The sequence below is a fragment of the Phyllobacterium endophyticum genome (assembly GCF_003010935.1).
GTDB lineage: Bacteria > Pseudomonadota > Alphaproteobacteria > Rhizobiales > Rhizobiaceae > Phyllobacterium > Phyllobacterium endophyticum.
Genome location: NZ_PGGN01000003.1, coordinates 468493 through 486096, shown reverse-complemented (window position 1 = coordinate 486096; position 17604 = coordinate 468493). Strand labels below are relative to the sequence as shown.

Genomic DNA, 17604 nt, shown 5'->3' with positions numbered 1-17604 from the left:
CAGCAATCGGATTTCAGGGAACGATGTCAAAGAAGAAGTCATAGAAGTCATAGAAGTCATAGAAGCCGATGGTGAAGGAACTTTCCTCAACTCCGTTAGTTGATGCACACGAAATCCCGGATTGAAATCAAAGTCAGGTGCGCCATGTCAAAGATTCTCGTCACTGGAGGTTGTGGTTTTATCGGACGGCATGTCACGGCCGAACTCCTCGACAAAGGATACGATATCCGAATTCTAGATGGGTTTATAGATCAGGTTCACGCAGACTCGGAAACTGTCATTCCCGGAGAAGTTGAAATTGTCCGTGCCGATATTCGCGACAGGACGGCGGTTCGTGAAGCGCTGCAGGATGTGGAAGGCGTAATCCATCTGGCGGCGGAAGTCGGTGTGGGGCAGTCCATGTATGAAATCGAGCGTTACGTTGGTGCCAACGACCTTGGCACGGCCGTTTTGCTCGAGGCGATGATTGGTCTGCCCATCAGAAGAATCGTCGTGGCATCCTCGATGAGTGTCTATGGTGAAGGACTTTACGTCACAGTCGCTGGAGACCGCCTCAATTTCGTTCGCCGCACGACTGACCAGATCAAGGCAGGACGGTGGGACCTGGTTGGAGCCGATGGGGGCAAACTAAACCCCATCGCGACCGACGAAGACAAGCCGGTGGATCTTTCTTCGATCTATGCACTGACAAAATACTCGCAGGAGCGCCAGGTGCTCATCTTCGGCGAGGCCTACGGGGTGGAAGCTGTCGCGCTGCGCCTCTTCAACGTCTTTGGCGTCGGGCAGGCACTATCCAATCCTTATACGGGAGTCCTGGCCAATTTCGCTTCGCGATTGGCCAACTCACAGCCGCCTCTCATTTTTGAAGATGGGCGGCAGCGGCGTGATTTCGTGCATGTGCTCGACGTGGCGCGAGCGTTTCGCCTTGCGCTCGAGCAGCCAGCGGCACGTTCGCATGTTATCAATGTCGGCAGCGGCGGTTCTTACACCATAGCGGAGGTGGCCTCGCTGCTCGCAGACGCAATGGGCGTACCCGAGATCACAGCGGAGATACTGGGCAAGGCCCGCTCCGGCGATATCAGAAACTGTTTTGCCGATATCTCACGTGCAAGGGAACTCCTGGGTTTCGAACCACGACATCGGCTGGAGGATTCGCTTGGTCCATTTACCGAATGGGTTCGCAGTACCAGCGTGGTCGACCGAAGTGCTGAAATGAAACGTCAGCTCGAAAACCGGGGTCTGGTGTCATGAATATGCGCCACAGGCCACTCAGCACCAAACGATTTGGTTTTGTCGAATGGTTCCGCAGGGGCGAGTACGAGCGGACAGAGGAGATCATACCGGGTTTGCTGGCCGCCGGAACGGCATACCTTCGGACCCATCTCTCCTGGGCCGAGTATCTGACCCCCGGCGGTCAGGAGTGGTTTGACTGGCTGCTCCCAAAACTAGGCCAGCACTTTGATTTGCTGCCTTGCATCCATTACACTCCCCCAAGCCTGTCGCGCAGTGGACGGTCGTCAGGCGCGCCAAAAGTTCTGAAAGACTACGCCGATTTCGTCGATCATGTTCTCGACCGTTACGGGCGACATTTCCGCCACGTCGAGCTCTGGAACGAGCCTAACAATCTTCTCGATTGGGATTGGCGCGAGGATGGCGACTTCAAACTCTTTTGTAAAATGGTTGGCGGCGCCGCTTACTGGGCCAAACATCGCGGCTGGAAGCCCGTATTGGGCGGGCCATGCCCGTTCGACCCTTACTGGCTAAACCTGATGGGCGAGCGCGGTGTCCTGAACGTGGTCTCCGCGGTTGGTTTCCACGGTTTTCCCGGCACCTGGGACAGTGAAGCGAGCACTTGGGGCGGCTGGGACCTGCACCTTGGCGAGATGAGATCAATTCTCGATCGTTACAACGAAGATGCGGAAATCTGGGTCACAGAAACCGGATACTCGACGTGGCGCAACGATGAGATTGAGCAGGTGCGGCGCTTTACACGAGCGCTGTCCGTGCCTGCTGACCGCATGTACTGGTATGGCTGGCGTGACGTGCCGGCTGATGTGCCGGTTCAGGAGGGGCTCTGGTTCGATCCCCGTCACTATCATCTTGGGGCAGTTGACGCGAACAATGAGCCGAAGCTGCTTGCTCGCCTGCTGATGGAGGGAGGCGTGCAGCGGCTGGAGGACGTTGCTGCCCTTGCCAAACCATCCCTGTCCCATAAGGCCGCTCCCATCGTCGTGGTGGGCGGCAGCGGATTTATCGGGTGCAATGTGGCAGACAATCTTCTGAGCGAAGGTGAAGACGTCATCATACTCGACAATCTGAGCAGGGCAGGTGTGGATCAGAATCTCAGCTGGCTAAAGGAACGTCACGGTGATCACGTTCATCCCTTGCTGGCGGACGTGCGCGATCTTCGCAGTATAGAACCGGCATTTCAGGACGCCAAGGCAGTGTTCCACTTCGCTGCGCAAACCGCTGTAACCACAAGTCTTGCCTACCCCCTGGACGATTTCGAGACCAATGCTCGTGGCACGATCAACGTTCTTGAGGCGGTGCGCAGCGCCGGGCGCGATGCGGCTGTGGTCTTCGCGAGTACCAACAAAGTGTATGGCGGTCTCGAAGACATGGAGATGATGGCTCTGGATGACCGCTATGTTCCGGCAGATGAGACCATACGCGAGCACGGCGTGAACGAAGATCGCAAGCTCGATTTCTGCACGCCTTATGGGTGTTCCAAGGGCGTCGCGGATCAGTACGTCCTCGATTACGGTAAGTCCTACGGCTTGCGAACTGCGGTCTTGCGCATGAGCTGTGTCTATGGACCGCGGCAGTTTGGGACAGAAGATCAGGGGTGGGTAGCGCACTTCATGATCCGGGCGCTCAAAGGAGAGCCGGTTTCTGTTTACGGTGACGGAAAGCAGGTACGCGACATTCTCCACGTGTCCGACGCGGTCGCAGCTTACCGACGCGTGCTTGAAGAAATCGACAAGGTCAAGGGCCGGGCATTCAATCTTGGTGGAGGACCGCTCAACTCCGTTAGCGTGCAAATCGTATTGCGGGAGATCGAGCGGCTGACGGGCCGGCGGCTCGACGTCACATATGACGACTGGCGAGCGGGCGACCAACTGTTCTTCGTGGCCGATACACGTTCCCTGCACCGGGCAGTCGGATGGGATGTGCAGGTGAGGTGGCGCAATGGCCTCCGGGACTTGCAGGATTGGCTGCTCGAGCACCGGCTTGGCCACGCGCAACTATCGCAACCCAGAAGAGTGCGGGCATGACTTTCTCACTCGGCAATAGCGATCTCCAGCAGCTCCGGGTCAGGCATCAGATTTCGAAGTCAAACGGCAAACAGCCGCGAATTCTCATGACCATCGACGCCGTAGGAGGAGTCTGGCGATACGCCATGGATCTGGCAACCGAGCTTGTTGAATGGGGCATCGAGACGGTCTTTGCCGGTTTCGGACCACCGCCCTCCGAGCGGCAGTTGCGGGAGGTATCCGGCAAGCGCATTGTTATCTGGACCGACGCCCCGCTTGACTGGACGACTGACCGAGAGGAAAGGCTAGATGAAGTTCCTGATCTGCTCGCGAATCTCGTTGCAAGCAATGGAATTGATATCGTTCATCTGAACCTGCCATCGCAGGGTGCTGGCCTCGACGTCGATGTTCCCGTCGTTGTCATGTCTCACTCCTGTGTCGTAACCTGGTTCAGGGCAGTGCGGAACAGCGCGCCTCCGGCCGATTGGGTTTGGCAGAAACAACGCAACCGTAGCGGCTTCGACCGCGCGGACATCGTCTTGTCACCAAGCGAAAGCCACGCCGAAGCGTTGCGCCTTAACTATGGACAGATTCCAAATCTGCAAGTGGTCCACAATTCCAGCCGCGCTCCATTGTGCTCGCTACCAAAGGAAGATTTCGTGTTTGCGGCCGGGCGTTGGTGGGACGAAGGCAAAAACGGCGCGGTGCTTGACCTCGCTGCGCCATGTTTAACATGGCCGCTCGTGATGGCAGGGGCAAGCTTTGGGCCCAATGGTCAACAATGCACGATCATCAACGCTAAACATGTCGAACATCTTGCTCATGAGGAGACAATGGCGCTCATGTCCCGTGCGGCCATAGTGGCATCTCCCTCGCTTTACGAGCCATTTGGTCTCGTGCCCCTTGAGGCTGCCCGGTGCGGCGCGGCGCTCGTTCTTGCTGATATCCCGACATACCGCGAGCTTTGGGATGGCGCGGCGCTCTTTGCGGATCCTCGCGATCCCCGAGCATTTGCCGATGCAATCAACCGACTAACGTCCGACGCGAAGTTACGAATAGATCTTGCCCGGCTCGCGCAAAAGCGCTCGTCAACGTTCTCTCCCGGAGCTCAAGCCGGCGAGATGGCGGAGATCTACACCCGGCTGACACGAGGATTTACCGCGCCCCAACACTGGAGCCTGGCATGAAGTTTGTCTTTTACACGCACTCGCTCGTCTCGGACTGGAACCACGGTAACGCGCATTTTCTGCGTGGCGTCATGCGTGATATCGTTCGCCGGGGACATGAGGCGATGGCACTGGAGCCAGCGAATGGCTGGAGCCGGAACAACCTTGTCGCTGAGCATGGCCGTGAACCTCTCCATGCTTTCGAACGGACGTTTCCAGACCTGGTCACACACTCCTACGATGACAACTTCGATCACGAGGCAGCGGTCGATGCTGCCGACGTCGTCATTGTCCATGAATGGACCGATCCAGCCCTGGTTGCCCGGCTTGGACGTGCCCGCAAGGAGGGCGGAGGGTTTACACTTATCTTTCACGATACCCATCACCGAGCCGTTTCTGCCGGCAAAGAAATGGCGGGACTGGCACTTGCCGATTATGACATTATCCTTGCCTTCGGTGAGACACTGAAAGAGCGCTATTTGCGCGCCGGCTGGGGCCGCAATGTCTTCACCTGGCATGAGGCCGCCGATGACACGCTGTTTCACCCGATGCCCGGCCGGCTGAAGTCCGGCGATCTTGTCTGGATTGGCAATTGGGGTGACGAGGAGCGCAGCAGGGAAATTGACAGTTTTCTTGTGGAGCCCGCCCGCGGCTTGGCGTTAAAAACGACGGTTCATGGCGTGCGTTATCCGGATGGGGCACTCGAAAGGTTGCGCCGGGCGGGAATTGGCTATCGTGGCTGGATAGCCAATGCCGAGGTTCCGCGTGTTTTTGCTGAGAACCGGGTGACAGTGCATGTACCCCGCCGGCCCTATGTCGAAGCGCTACCGGGGATACCGACAATTCGCATGTTCGAGGCGCTGGCGTGTGGAATCCCCCTAGTCTCTGCGCCTTGGCAAGATGCGGAGGGACTTTTCCGTCCTGGCAAGGACTTCCTGTTTGCGCGCGACGGGCAGCAAATGACGCGCCACCTGGATGATATCCTCAACGACGATTCGCTTGCCGCTGAACTTGCAGCGTCGGGTTTGGAAACTGTTCGGTCGCGTCACACGTGCCGGCATCGCGTCGACGAACTTCTGTCTATTTTGGCGGTGAACGGAACGTTGCGTGTGAGGGAGGCAGCAGAATGAAGATCGCATTCTACGGATCAAGCCTGGTCTCGGCTTATTGGAACGGCGCCGCCACCTACTATCGCGGGTTGCTGAGGGCACTGGCGGCCAAAGGCTACGACATCACGTTCTACGAGCCTGACGTTTATGATCGACAAAAGAACCGAGACATCGAGCCACCGGATTGGTGCAAGGTCGTGGTCTACGAAGGCACAGTGGATGCACTGCAACGAGCGGCCAAAGAAGCGGCGGCTGCCGACATCGTGATCAAGGCTAGTGGCGTCGGCTTCGAGGACGATCTGCTACTGGACCGGGTGATGGCTGCGGCGCGCCCTTCCGCTCTCAAGGTCTTCTGGGATGTGGACGCACCCGCGACCTTGGCCGAGCTGCGGACGGATCCCGCTCTTTCGTTGCACGGGGCACTAAAGGGTATCGATGTTGTTCTGACCTATGGAGGTGGCGATCCGGTAATCAGGGCATACCGGGGTATGGGCGCTGCCGAGTGCATCCCGGTCTATAATGGGCTTGATCCCGAAACGCACCACCCTGTTTCGCCAGACCGCCGTTTCGAAGCTGACCTGGGATTTCTGGGCAACCGCCTGCCGGACCGCGAAGCTCGCGTGGAACAGTTTTTCCTGGAGCCTGCCAAGCGGCTCGAAAAACAGACATTTCTGTTTGGCGGGTCGGGTTGGCAGGACAAGCCAAGGCCACCCAATATCAAGTATATCGGCCACGTCCCGACCCGTGACCACAACGCGTTCAACGTTACGCCGAAAGCAGTTCTGAACATATCAAGGTCCAGCATGGCCGAGAACGGGTTTTCTCCAGCAACGAGGGTTTTTGAAGCCGCAGGAGCGGGGGCCTGCATAATCACTGATTATTGGGAAGGTATCGAGCTGTTTCTGAAGCCTGATGAAGAAATCTTGGTCGTGCGGGATGGACAGGATCTGGTTGATGTCCTGTCGGGCCTCACACATGAGCGGGCGAGAGAGATTGGCAGACGCGCCCTGGCACGTGTGCTGAATGAACATACCTATGAACATCGGGCTGCCGAGGCGGACAAGATATTTCGCTCGCGCCTGCATCGGACGGAGGCTGCTGAATGACCCGGCCTCTAAAGATAGTCATACTCGGTTTGTCACTCTCGTCTTCCTGGGGCAATGGTCACGCGACGACGTATAGGTCACTTGTGCGGGGTTTGCATGAAGAAGGCCATGAGGTGATATTCTTGGAACGTGACGTGCCCTGGTATGCGAACAATCGCGATTTAGCCGAACCCGACTTCTGCAGCCTTTCTTATTATCGTAGTCCACAAGAACTCCTCGACCGTTTTGCGACGGTCATGAAACAAGCCGACGCCGTGATCGTGGGCTCGTTCGTTCCTGATGGTGTGCAGATCATCGACGCCGTCGCCGCGCTAAATCCGAACCTTCTTTGCTTTTATGACATCGACACCCCCGTGACGCTTGCCGCGCTGGACCAAGGCAGTGAGGAATATCTGGCGCGGCGGCAAGTTCCACGCTTCGATGTCTATTTCTCCTTCTCCGGCGGCAGGGTTCTTGATCGACTGGAAGATCAATACGGTGCTCGGCGAGCTGTCGCGCTTTACTGTTCCGTGGATGCGGAGCGCTATCGCCATACGGGCGAGCGAGCGAAGTGGGACCTGGGCTACTTGGGCACCTACAGCCGCGATCGTCAGCCAACGCTGCTGCGTCTTCTGCTTGAACCTGCGCGACAGCTTTCGACAATGCGCTTCGTCGTAGCCGGCCCGCAATATCCCGATGACATCGACTGGCCGCCCAATGTGGAGCGGATCGAACATCTTCCACCTTCCGGCCATGCGTCTTTCTATAGCAGGCAGCGCTTCACTCTGAACATCACTCGTTCCGACATGATTGCGGCGGGTTGGTCTCCAAGTGTGAGGTTATTCGAGGCTGGCGCCTGTCAGACAGCGATCATCAGTGATTTCTGGGAAGGTCTCGAAGCACTGTTTCCAGTTAACGAAGCGGCGATCGTTGCCCGCAACAGTGGTGATGTAGTCAGAGCGCTTACCAGCATTGCCGACATTGACCGCAAGGCGCTGGCACAGAGCGCCCATACAAGGGTAATCGCAAATCATACGGGCAGGGTGCGGGCGCAACAATTGGCTCGGGCTCTCATTGAGCCCAACGAGGTTGCTGCTGGCATTTCGAGCCGGCACCACCAAGAGGTAAATGCGTAGAAGGAGGAGTTTGATGCTGGACAGTTCAAACGCCAGAAGACGGAAAACCATCCTCGTAGCCGGTGGAGCAGGGTTCGTGGGGTCGCATTTGTGTGACGAACTCCTGGCGGCTGGCAACCGGGTGATCTGCGTCGACAGCTATCTGACAAGTTCGCCGGCCAATGTCGCGCCCTTGCAGAACCATCCCCACTTTACGATGATCAAGCATGACATCTGCAATCCGCTGAAATTGAACGATCACCTGGATCAAATTTACAATCTCGCTTGTCCAGCCTCTCCGCCGCTCTACCAGGCTGATCCAATCCACACCATGATGACGAGCGTTAGCGGGACGGGCAACCTGCTCAAATTGGCAGCGCGCAACAACGCATCCTTTCTGCAGGCATCCACCAGCGAAGTCTATGGGGACCCGGAAGAACACCCGCAAAACGAAGACTATTGGGGCCACGTGAACTGCACGGGCCCGCGTGCTTGCTACGACGAGGGTAAGCGGGCGGCCGAGGCCTTGTGCTTCGACAGCTTGCGTGCGGGAGATGTGGACGCGCGCGTCGTCCGAATATTCAATACATACGGGCCGCGCATGCAGCCGAACGACGGGCGTATCGTGTCAAATCTCATTGTTCAGGCACTGCGCGATGAGCCGCTCACAATTTATGGCGACGGTGCGCAAACGCGTTCGTTCTGCTATGTATCTGATCTGGTCGATGGCTTGGTCCGGCTGATGAATGTCCAGCCCAATCCGGCTGTACCCGTGAACATAGGCAACCCTGGCGAGTTCACTATTGCAGAACTGGCCGACATGGTGCGTTCGATGCTTCCGACACGTTCGAAGGTGGTCAACAAGCCGCTACCGGCTGATGATCCCCAGCGTCGCCGTCCTGATATCGCCCGGGCGCGTGAACTTCTCGGTTGGGAGCCCAAGGTTTCTCTTGATGAGGGTCTGTCCCGCACGATTGCGTGGTTTCAAAATACACTTCTGGAACAAGCAAGCCCCCGAAGTTCGAAGACTGTGCCGAAAGTTGCCGGGGCAACGGGCGTTCCACAGGGGATTTGATCATGTCACATCAACCCGCAGACCAGACTGGCCTAAAGCGCCGCATTGCTGAACTCGGTCCCTGGTTTCACAACTTGCGAATCCGTGGTGTCGAGACGGCTCCGGACCATTTTCTCGGAGATTATCCGTCATTCAAATGGGCAGGTTTCGAAAAAGCCGTTCCTGACGATCTTGAAGGACGCAGTGTTCTGGATATTGGTTGCAATGCCGGCTTCTACTCGCTGGAAATGAAGCGGCGGAATGCCGGACGGGTGGTCGGGATCGATTCCGATCCGCACTATCTCCGCCAGGCGCGCTTTGCGGCACAGGAGACAGGTTACGATATCGAATTCAGACAGATGTCCGTCTACGATGTTGCAGAGCTAAGGGAACAATTCGATCTCGTGATCTTCATGGGCGTGCTGTACCACCTGCGCCACCCATTGCTGGCGCTGGATCTACTATATGAACACGTTGTCGGCGATCAGATGCTCTTCCAATGTATGCAGCGCGGCAGTGCTCAAAAACCGTTGTTGCAGAACGATTACGATTTTTCCGAATGGGACATATTCGAGGTTCGAGAATATCCGAAACTCTTCTTCATCGAGGACCGCTACGCTGGAGATCCAACCAATTGGTTCATACCAAACAAGGCGGCGGTGGAGGCGATGCTCCGGAGTGCAGGGTTTGTGATCGAGTCAAATCCTGAACGCGAGGTCTATCTGTTGACCCGGGGCAAGCGTCACTACGCTGCCGAGCGCCCCCCTATCATTAGCCCGGCAACCTAGGCCGGACCATGAACCGCTATAATTACACCTGCGCCTGCGAATAGCGCGAACCACCTGGCGGGAACAGTGATCTTCTTCTGGAGTTTAGCATTGGCGCTGGAAATGGCGTGGAGAAAATGCAGATGATCTGGACGCGTTACATCGATCGACGAAGTTTCGTGCCACTCCTTTTTGCTCTTTTGTTCAATTCCCCCGTTCCTGCTCAGCAGTCCGGCTCTCCAACTTCCGCAGCGCAGACCGATGTTGGCAATTGGGTCATGCCGGCGAAAGATTATGCAAGTACCCGCTTTAGCGAACTGGATGAGATCAATAGCGGCAATGCTTCCAAATTGCAGGTGGCATTCACATTTTCAATGGGGATCAATCGTGGGCAGGAGTCGGCGCCGATCGTCGTGGGCAACAGCCTTTTCGTCGTTACGCCGTATCCAAACATCCTTTATGCACTTGACCTCACCAAGCCCGGCGCGCCGGTAAAATGGAAGTATGAACCCAAGACCGAAGCCTCCGCTCAAGGGGTGGCCTGTTGCGATACTGTCAACAGGGGGCCCGTGTCAGGAGATGGTCGGATCTACTTCAATACGCTCGACGGTCACACGATTGCTGTCGATGCGGAGACTGGACAGGAGATATGGAACGTAAAGCTTGGCGACATCAACATCGGCGAGACGATGACGATGGCGCCGCTTTTCGCAAAGGGCAAAGTCTATGTTGGTAATTCCGGGGGAGAGTTTGGGGTTCGGGGATGGCTGCAGGCACTCGACGCCACGAGCGGCAAGACACTCTGGAAGGCCTGGAGCACTGGCCCTGACAAGGATGTGCTCATAGGGCCCGAGTTTCGACCGTTCTATTCGATGGATCAAGGCCAGGATCTCGGGGTGACAAGCTGGCCACCCGATGCATGGCAACACGGCGGCGGGAATGTTTGGGGCTGGATCTCCTATGATCCTGAATTCAATGCGATCTACTATGGAACCGGCAATCCCGGACCCTGGAATCCTGACGCTCGGCCTGGCGATAATAAATGGACGGCCGGTATTTTTGCCAGGGACGCCGATACCGGCGCCGCGCGCTGGTTCTATCAGTGGAGCCCGCATGACCTCTATGACCACGACGGCGTGAACGAACAAATCCTCCTGGATCTGAACTGGCAGGGGAAGCCCCGCAAGGTTCTCGTGCGTGCCGAGCGCAACGGATATGTCTATGTGATGGACCGTATAACCGGGGAAGTCCTGTCGGCGACGCCGTTTGCTGCCGTCAATAGCTCAACCGCTGTCGATCTGAAAACGGGGCGGCTGCAGATGAGCCCCGACAAGGAACCAGAGACGGGAAAAGTGGTGCGGGATATCTGTCCGGCTGCGCCCGGAGCGAAGGATTGGAACCCGACCGCCTACTCGCCAAAAACAGGCTACTTATACATTCCGCATAATAACCTGTGCATGGACTTTGAAGGCATCGAACCGAACTACATTGCGGGAACTCCGTTCGTTGGTGCCAATGTCGCCATGAAGGCGGGTCCTGGCGATGGTCACCGCGGAGAGTACACCGCATGGGACATCAGTGCCGGTAAGGAAGTCTGGACGATCAATGAACGCTTTCCGGTGTGGAGCGGTACGCTCGCTACGGCAGGGAATGTTGTTTTCTACGGGAACATGGAAGGCTGGTTCAAGGCTCTGGACGCCCAAACGGGGGAACTCCTCTGGCAATATAAAACCGGTTCCGGGATTATTGGTCAGCCGACAACGTATCGCGGTCCTGACGGTCATCAATATGTGGCAATTTTGTCAGGCGTAGGGGGCTGGGCAGGCGTGGTCGTTGCCAACGAGCTGGATACGCGCGACCGCACAGCTGCATTGGGTTTTGTCGGGGCGATGCAGGATTTGCCAACTGCGACGACCAAGGGAGGCATGCTTTATGTTTTCCGCCTCCCATAGACTACTTGTATTTACTGCCTTGATATCAGCGGTATTCACGGTTGCCGCCGACACTCGCGAATTGAGAGTTTGCGCTGATCCAAACAATCTGCCTTTTTCCAACAAGGATGAGAACGGGTTCGAAAACAGGATCATTCGAATCCTGGCCGATGAACTAAACGCGGAAGTCACTTACGTATGGTGGGCGCAGAGGCGTGGCTTTGTTCGCGAAACTCTGCAGGCGAGGCGCTGTGACATCGTGCCAGGCACGGCGGCGTCCATGGGCATGCTGTCGACGACAAAGCCTTACTACCGTTCGACCTATGTGTTTGTGACACGGCGTAGCGACAATCTGCACATCTCTTCCCTGGACGATCCGCTATTGCACAGCAAACGTATTGGAGTTCAGCTTGTTGGCGACGACGGCAGTAACACGCCGCCCGCACATGCTCTTGCGCGCCGGGGACTTGCGAAGAACATGCGTGGCTATCCCGTCTACGGCAATTACGCGGATGCAGCGCCTGGTCGTGAGGTCATCTCCGCGCTCGATCGTGGGGACATCGATATTGCGGTCGTGTGGGGACCCACGGCCGGATATTTCGCATTACTCGACAACGTAAAACTCGAGGTGATGCCAGTCACTCCGCAGATAGATCTACCCATGCTGCCAATGGTCTTCGATATTGCCATGGGAGTCCGCCGCGAGGACGCGGGACTTCGCTCGGATATCGACGCAGCAATGGCGAAACGCCGAAAGGATATCGATGCAGTTCTGGCTGCCTACGGTGTTCCTCGTAGCGATATACCGGGGGCAGAAAAGTGACGCTGCCATGATGAGAGCAATAATGCTGTTGGCACTCTTGGTCGCCCCCGCTTCGTGCCAGCGAGAAGAACGGGACCTTACCGGAAGCGTACCCGAAAAGCCTGCTGCTGGCATCGAGCAATCTGTGCTGCATCCGGGCGATGGTAACAATCCAGCACCAGCAAGAAGCAAATATGAAGAGACCGCCTTCGACGTTGCCGAAGGAAAGCGTCTGTTTCAATGGTTTAATTGCAGTGGCTGTCACTTCAACGGGGGAGGCGGCATCGGCCCCGCGCTCATGGATGATAAGTGGTTTTACGGGTCATCGATCGAGAACATTGTCGCGACGATCAAGGAAGGCCGTCCGAATGGAATGCCGTCCTTCAAAGGGCTGGTCCCCGAGAAAGAGGTCTGGCAGCTGGCAGCCTATGTTCGGTCCGTAGGCGGCTTCGTCGCCAAGGATGTTGCGCCATCTCGCAACGATGATTTGAACGCGGCGCCAGCGGAAAATCGCGCACCAACCCCCTCTCCATTCAACGGCAAAGGCCCATGACAAGGCTTCGTGGAAAGGCTTTGCTGCTGGCAGCTGTGTTCTTGGCGGGGTGCGCGCCCTATGCTGTTCTGGAACCTCAAGGACAAAGCGCCGGTTCCATCGCTGGATTGCTGCATCTGTTCATGTGGGTTTGCATGGTCATCTGGGTTGCAGTAGTGGCTGCGCTGGCTTACGCGGCACTGAAAAGGCCGACCCCGGCCGCCGGTTCGCCCTTGCAATCCGCCGCAGAATTCGATGGCAAGGCCAACTGGATCGTCGGAAGCTTTGTCGCACTTACGGTCGCAATTCTGGCTGTGCTGACCCTCTCGAGCTATCTGGCCGGCAAGACTATTGCCGATATCACTGGAACGGAGACAGTCACCATTCATGTGACGGGATATCAGTGGTGGTGGGACGTGGAATACGAGGACACCCGTCCGGACCGCACCATTTACACAGCCAATGAACTGCACGTTCCTGTCGGTGAAGCAGTGAAAATCAAGCTCGATGCGGGCGATGTCATCCACAGTATTTGGGTGCCCAGTCTTTTCGGCAAGCGCGATCTTATCCCGGGACAGCATAACGAACTGACTTTCATAGCGGAGAAACCCGGCGTTTATCGGGGACAATGTGCAGAGTTCTGCGGTTTCCAACATGCGCATATGGGTTTCACCATCGTTGCTGAACCGCGCCCGGCATTCGATGAATGGCGCCGGGAACAACTGGCTCAGGCCGCGATACCCGCAGCGCTGGAACAGCAGCAGGGGCGTGACGTGTTCCTGTCGCGTGGCTGCGGTCTCTGCCACACGGTGCGTGGCACAGATGCCGGTGGACGCGTCGCGCCGGATTTGACGCATGTGGCCAGTCGTCAGACGCTGGCGGCGGGCACATTGCGCATGACAATGACAGATCTCGCACGCTGGATATCCGATCCCCAAGCCATAAAACCGGGCACAAAAATGCCCAAGGCTGATCTCGACGAACGCGAGCTCGACGCGGTGGTCGCCTATGTCGGAAGCCTGAAATGAAGGACACGTCCCCTCCAGTTACCTCAGGCCTGCGTGACACGGAGCTCGATGATGCAACGCTTGACCGGTTGCTGAAAAAGACGTGGGAAACACCAAAGGGATTGTATGGCTGGCTTGCGACGGTCGATCATAAGGCGATTGGGCGTCGCTATATCGTCACCGCGTTCATCTTCTTCCTGCTGGCAGGTCTTGCAGCGGTCGCCATGCGCTTGCAGCTTGCTGTTCCAGAAAACCAGCTTGTTGGGCCTGACCTCTATAATCAGCTTTTTACGATGCATGGCACAACGATGATGTTTCTGTTCGCGGTGCCGATTATGGAAGCTTTCGGCGTTTACCTGGTCCCGTTGATGATCGGGACGCGCAACATCGCGTTCCCGCGCCTCAATGCCTTCAGTTATTGGGTCTATCTCTCGGGCGGGATCATGCTGTGGGTTGCCTTCGCCCTGAACACGGGCGCCGACGCTGGCTGGTTCTCTTACGTTCCCTTGGCCGGACCGGAATTCGGTGTCGGCAAGCGCAGCGATTTCTGGGCGCAGATGGTGACATTCACCGAGGTAGCGGGTCTCGCCGTGGCAGTTGAAATAATCGCCACGATTTTCAAGCAGCGTGCGCCGGGAATGAGTCTCGACCGGATACCGATCTTCGTATGGTCGATGCTTGTCACCTCCTTTGTCATCTTGTTTGCCATGCCAGCGGTCATGATTGCGAGCACGATGTTGATCCTGGACAGGCTGGTTGGCACGCATTTCTTCAACCCGGCCGAAGGAGGCGACGCCCTGTTGTGGCAGCACCTCTTCTGGTTCTTTGGCCATCCCGAGGTTTACATTATCTTCATTCCGGCCACCGGTTTCGTCTCGGCAATCATCCCGACATTCGTCCGCCGCCCGATGTTCGGACATCTGGCGATTGTCCTGGCGCTAATCTCGATTGGCTTCTTGTCGTTCGGCTTGTGGGTTCACCACATGTTCGCAACGGGACTTCCGCAACTGGGAGAAAGTTTCTTTACGGCCTCGTCCATGGCAATAGCCATACCGAGCGGATTGCAGATCTTTTGCTGGATAGCCACCATTTGGGGCGGGCGCCCGATTTTCAAAACGCCCATGCTTTTTGTGCTCGGATTCATCGTTACATTTGTCCTGGGCGGTTTGACGGGCGTGATGGTGGCATCGGTACCGCTCGATCTTCAGGTCCACGACACCTATTTCGTAGTTGCCCATTTTCACTACGTTCTCGTGGGCGGAGCCGTCTTTCCCCTCCTGGGTGCCGTCCACTACTGGTACCCCAAAGTTACAGGCAGAATGATGGGCGAGCAGCTCGGCCTATGGAGTTTCGCGCTTATTTTCATCGGCTTCAACGCAACGTTCTTTCCCATGCATATATTGGGTCTGCAAGGCATGCCGCGCCGCGTCTATACCTATATGCCAGAAACCGGATGGGCGGGGACCAACCTTTTCGTCAGTCTGTCCTCATCGCTTCTTGTGGCCGGACTCATCCTGTTCGCCTGGAACGCCGTCAAAAGCTTGAAAAGCGGCGCGGCGGCTGGGGACAATCCGTGGGACGCCCCGACGCTGGAATGGGCAACCTCTTCCCCACCGCGAAGCTATAATTTCTCACGCATTCCAGTTGTCTCTCACCGCGAACCGCTGTGGGCGCAGCGCCAGTTCCTGGATGTTGTTTCCGGCCTGAGGGTGGACGCAAGAGAACTTGTCTCCGGAACAGTTGCGGATGCTGCTCCTCAGCTACGCGAGCCGTCGGTAGACAATTCGATTTGGCCATTCCTGAGTGCTCTCGCGGTGGGAGCCACGTTCATAGGTTCGATTTTCACGCCTTGGGCAGTCGTATGGGGCGGCATTCCGATTGCAATAGGGTTGATCGGATGGTTCTGGCCAAAAGGCAATCCGGAGGATGAGGAATGAAACAGCGCCTGGTTCTCAACCTGCGAGACCTGCCTACCTACGGGTTTGGCACGGAAAGTCCGATGTGGTGGGGCACATTGGCCTTCATCTCGCTGGAGGCTACCGGATTTGCGCTGGCGATCGGCACATATTTTTACCTTGCGTTCATCGCTCAGGGATGGCCGATCTCCGCCCCGCCTCCGAACATCTGGCCCGGTACGATTGTCCTGGTCATGCTGCTTGTCAGCGTCGTTCCAAACCACCTGGTAGAGAGTTGGGCCAAGAAGGAGGATTTAGGCAAGACCCAGATCGGCCTCACTATCATGTCGATCGCGGGCATCATGCCGCTGATCGTGCGCATCTACGAATTTCCGGCGCTTGGCCTTTCCTGGGATGAAAACGCTTATGGTTCCATCCTCTGGCTGCTCCTCGGGCTGCACACTTTTCATCTGTTGACTGACGTGGGCGACACGCTCGTATTGATGGTCCTTATGTTCACACGCCATGGCAAGTCGGGCCGGCGCTTCAGCGATGTTTCCGACAATGCCTTCTACTGGGACTTCGTCGTTGCCTCCTGGGTGGTAATCTATTTCGTGATCTATGTTTTTCCGCGGTGGCAAACATGAAAGCACTGCGTCGAAACCTGTTTTACACCGGCCTTGTCGCCGGTCCGCTGGCTTGGGGCGCCACATTTCAGACCGCTTATGCACTCATATCCGCGGAGTGCGGCAATGGAAGTTTTTACGCGCTGGCGACTACAGTTGCCGGCGTATTGATCGCCGTGGCGGGCGCTGGTGCTTCATGGAGCTCGCGAGGGGCTTTCGATGTGAAAGGTCCACGTTATTTCATGGCCACTATCGCGTCCGCCGCAGGTGGGTTGTTTGCCATCGTCATACTCCTGCAGATGGCGGCGGCTTTCATATTCGAGGGCTGCGAACTATGAACGCAGTTACAGACTGGCTTGGCGCCTATGGCACCTACATCGATACAAGCCGATGCTTCGCCGGCGCAACCGTGTTCGGCTGGACGTTTGATGCAACTGTAACGCTACCATTGCTGATCACTGCCGCTCTATATTATGCCGGAGTGGCGCGGCTTTGGCTCCGGGCAGGGCGCTTCCATGGCGCAAGTCTCACTCAAGTGGCATGCTTTTCTGCGGGTTGGCTCGTGCTCGCCACTGCCTTGGTTTCGCCATTGCATGAAGCCTCCCGGAATGTGTTCACAGCGCATATGATCGAGCATGAGCTTGTCATGGTTGTTGCGGCACCGTTGATGGTCGTCGCGAAACCCTTGGGTCCTCTCCTGTGGACGTTGCCGCAGCCGGCGCGGCGGCGAATAGGATTGTTGTTCAAGAGCAGCTGGTGGGTGCACACTTGGCATCTTCTGACCATTCCGCTAGTTGCAACGGCGTTGCACGGGATCGCGATATGGCTATGGCACTTGCCCGCTTTCTTCGATGCTGCTCTCGTCAATGAACCGCTTCACTGGCTGCAGCATGCAAGCTTCCTGTTTACTGCATTGTTGTTCTGGTGGTCATTGTTTGCCGCGCCGGCGGCTCGCAGCGTTTACGGACAGTCGATTGGTCATCTATTTGCTACCGCAGGACACACGAGTCTCCTCGGCCTTATTTTCTTTCTCTCTCCGCGCATCTTGTATCCACTGCAAAGTGCAGGCGGCGCGGCCTGGGGACTTGGGCCGCTCGAAGATCAGCAATTGGCAGGCCTTGTGATGTGGATACCGTCGGGTCTCGTCTACGCCGGGGCAGCGTTGGTTTGCGCCGCGCTCTGGATATCGAGGACCTCAGCCACAATCCGGGTAGATACAATGATCAGAAAGCCAGAATGGCTGCCGTGACGCAGAGGTGGC

16 protein-coding genes are annotated in these 17604 nt (G+C 57.0%); all 16 read left to right on the top strand.

The features are described from left to right. Window positions 1–144 precede the first annotated feature (144 nt). The 16 genes from CU100_RS16545 to CU100_RS16470 all read left to right on the top strand — a co-directional run bounded on the left by CU100_RS16545 (window position 145) and on the right by CU100_RS16470 (window position 17592). On the top strand, window positions 145–1251 hold the full coding sequence (locus CU100_RS16545; protein ID WP_106717676.1) for an NAD-dependent epimerase/dehydratase family protein: 1107 nt from the start codon (window positions 145–147) through the stop codon (window positions 1249–1251). Further along, the gene (locus tag CU100_RS16540) at window positions 1248–3275 is read left to right on the top strand and encodes an NAD-dependent epimerase/dehydratase family protein (protein WP_106717675.1); all 2028 of its coding nucleotides are present in this window, start codon (window positions 1248–1250) and stop codon (window positions 3273–3275) included. Before CU100_RS16545 ends, CU100_RS16540 begins: the two co-directional genes overlap by 4 nt. A gap of 86 nt (window positions 3276–3361) precedes the next feature. After that, window positions 3362–4441, top strand: coding sequence for a glycosyltransferase (locus CU100_RS16535; RefSeq protein WP_106718013.1), 1080 nt, complete (start codon window positions 3362–3364; stop codon window positions 4439–4441). After that, window positions 4438–5550, top strand: a complete 1113-nt coding sequence (locus CU100_RS16530) for a CgeB family protein (RefSeq protein ID WP_106717674.1) — start codon at window positions 4438–4440, stop codon at window positions 5548–5550. The genes CU100_RS16535 and CU100_RS16530 overlap by 4 nt, the downstream gene beginning before the upstream one ends. Then, window positions 5547–6635, top strand: a complete 1089-nt coding sequence (locus CU100_RS16525) for a CgeB family protein (RefSeq protein WP_106717673.1) — start codon at window positions 5547–5549, stop codon at window positions 6633–6635. Before CU100_RS16530 ends, CU100_RS16525 begins: the two co-directional genes overlap by 4 nt. Continuing rightward, the gene (locus CU100_RS16520) at window positions 6632–7750 is read left to right on the top strand and encodes a CgeB family protein (RefSeq protein ID WP_106717672.1); all 1119 of its coding nucleotides are present in this window, start codon (window positions 6632–6634) and stop codon (window positions 7748–7750) included. The genes CU100_RS16525 and CU100_RS16520 overlap by 4 nt, the downstream gene beginning before the upstream one ends. Before the next feature lie 13 nt (window positions 7751–7763). Beyond that, complete coding sequence (locus tag CU100_RS16515) at window positions 7764–8804, top strand: UDP-glucuronic acid decarboxylase family protein (RefSeq protein WP_106717671.1); 1041 nt, start codon at window positions 7764–7766, stop codon at window positions 8802–8804. A gap of 2 nt (window positions 8805–8806) precedes the next feature. Continuing rightward, a complete protein-coding gene (locus CU100_RS16510; RefSeq protein WP_106717670.1) occupies window positions 8807–9571 on the top strand; it encodes a TIGR04290 family methyltransferase in 765 nt (254 codons plus the stop codon). Window positions 9572–9693: 122 nt separating this feature from the next. Continuing rightward, a complete protein-coding gene (locus CU100_RS16505; protein WP_106718012.1) occupies window positions 9694–11502 on the top strand; it encodes a methanol/ethanol family PQQ-dependent dehydrogenase in 1809 nt (602 codons plus the stop codon). After that, complete coding sequence (locus tag CU100_RS16500) at window positions 11483–12304, top strand: quinoprotein dehydrogenase-associated putative ABC transporter substrate-binding protein (RefSeq protein WP_106717669.1); 822 nt, start codon at window positions 11483–11485, stop codon at window positions 12302–12304. The genes CU100_RS16505 and CU100_RS16500 overlap by 20 nt, the downstream gene beginning before the upstream one ends. 22 nt (window positions 12305–12326) lie before the next feature. Then, window positions 12327–12836 (top strand): c-type cytochrome, encoded by a 510-nt coding sequence (locus tag CU100_RS16495; protein WP_245419066.1) that lies wholly within the window; start codon window positions 12327–12329, stop codon window positions 12834–12836. Continuing rightward, window positions 12833–13843 (top strand): cytochrome c oxidase subunit II, encoded by a 1011-nt coding sequence (gene coxB, locus CU100_RS16490; protein WP_106717667.1) that lies wholly within the window; start codon window positions 12833–12835, stop codon window positions 13841–13843. The genes CU100_RS16495 and coxB overlap by 4 nt, the downstream gene beginning before the upstream one ends. Further along, window positions 13840–15759, top strand: coding sequence for a cytochrome c oxidase subunit I (gene ctaD, locus CU100_RS16485; RefSeq protein ID WP_106717666.1), 1920 nt, complete (start codon window positions 13840–13842; stop codon window positions 15757–15759). The genes coxB and ctaD overlap by 4 nt, the downstream gene beginning before the upstream one ends. After that, on the top strand, window positions 15756–16364 hold the full coding sequence (locus tag CU100_RS16480) for a cytochrome c oxidase subunit 3 (protein WP_106717665.1): 609 nt from the start codon (window positions 15756–15758) through the stop codon (window positions 16362–16364). Before ctaD ends, CU100_RS16480 begins: the two co-directional genes overlap by 4 nt. Continuing rightward, on the top strand, window positions 16361–16681 hold the full coding sequence (locus CU100_RS16475; RefSeq protein ID WP_106717664.1) for a hypothetical protein: 321 nt from the start codon (window positions 16361–16363) through the stop codon (window positions 16679–16681). Before CU100_RS16480 ends, CU100_RS16475 begins: the two co-directional genes overlap by 4 nt. Then, entirely contained in the window at window positions 16678–17592 is a 915-nt protein-coding gene (locus CU100_RS16470; RefSeq protein ID WP_106717663.1) for a cytochrome c oxidase assembly protein, read from the top strand. The genes CU100_RS16475 and CU100_RS16470 overlap by 4 nt, the downstream gene beginning before the upstream one ends. Window positions 17593–17604 lie beyond the last annotated feature (12 nt).

What these genes read in the sequence shown, in the direction of transcription:
- CU100_RS16515 (WP_106717671.1), top strand. Translation starts at nt 7,764, where the DNA reads ATGCTGGACAGTTCAAACGCCAGAAGACGGAAAACCATCCTCGTAGCC.
- CU100_RS16540 (WP_106717675.1), top strand. Translation starts at nt 1,248, where the DNA reads ATGAATATGCGCCACAGGCCACTCAGCACCAAACGATTTGGTTTTGTC.
- CU100_RS16470 (WP_106717663.1), top strand. Translation starts at nt 16,678, where the DNA reads ATGAACGCAGTTACAGACTGGCTTGGCGCCTATGGCACCTACATCGAT.
- coxB (WP_106717667.1), top strand. Translation starts at nt 12,833, where the DNA reads ATGACAAGGCTTCGTGGAAAGGCTTTGCTGCTGGCAGCTGTGTTCTTG.
- CU100_RS16510 (WP_106717670.1), top strand. Translation starts at nt 8,807, where the DNA reads ATGTCACATCAACCCGCAGACCAGACTGGCCTAAAGCGCCGCATTGCT.
- CU100_RS16545 (WP_106717676.1), top strand. Translation starts at nt 145, where the DNA reads ATGTCAAAGATTCTCGTCACTGGAGGTTGTGGTTTTATCGGACGGCAT.
- CU100_RS16480 (WP_106717665.1), top strand. Translation starts at nt 15,756, where the DNA reads ATGAAACAGCGCCTGGTTCTCAACCTGCGAGACCTGCCTACCTACGGG.
- CU100_RS16505 (WP_106718012.1), top strand. Translation starts at nt 9,694, where the DNA reads ATGATCTGGACGCGTTACATCGATCGACGAAGTTTCGTGCCACTCCTT.
- CU100_RS16495 (WP_245419066.1), top strand. Translation starts at nt 12,327, where the DNA reads ATGCTGTTGGCACTCTTGGTCGCCCCCGCTTCGTGCCAGCGAGAAGAA.
- CU100_RS16500 (WP_106717669.1), top strand. Translation starts at nt 11,483, where the DNA reads ATGTTTTCCGCCTCCCATAGACTACTTGTATTTACTGCCTTGATATCA.
- ctaD (WP_106717666.1), top strand. Translation starts at nt 13,840, where the DNA reads ATGAAGGACACGTCCCCTCCAGTTACCTCAGGCCTGCGTGACACGGAG.
- CU100_RS16525 (WP_106717673.1), top strand. Translation starts at nt 5,547, where the DNA reads ATGAAGATCGCATTCTACGGATCAAGCCTGGTCTCGGCTTATTGGAAC.
- CU100_RS16475 (WP_106717664.1), top strand. Translation starts at nt 16,361, where the DNA reads ATGAAAGCACTGCGTCGAAACCTGTTTTACACCGGCCTTGTCGCCGGT.
- CU100_RS16530 (WP_106717674.1), top strand. Translation starts at nt 4,438, where the DNA reads ATGAAGTTTGTCTTTTACACGCACTCGCTCGTCTCGGACTGGAACCAC.
- CU100_RS16520 (WP_106717672.1), top strand. Translation starts at nt 6,632, where the DNA reads ATGACCCGGCCTCTAAAGATAGTCATACTCGGTTTGTCACTCTCGTCT.
- CU100_RS16535 (WP_106718013.1), top strand. Translation starts at nt 3,362, where the DNA reads ATGACCATCGACGCCGTAGGAGGAGTCTGGCGATACGCCATGGATCTG.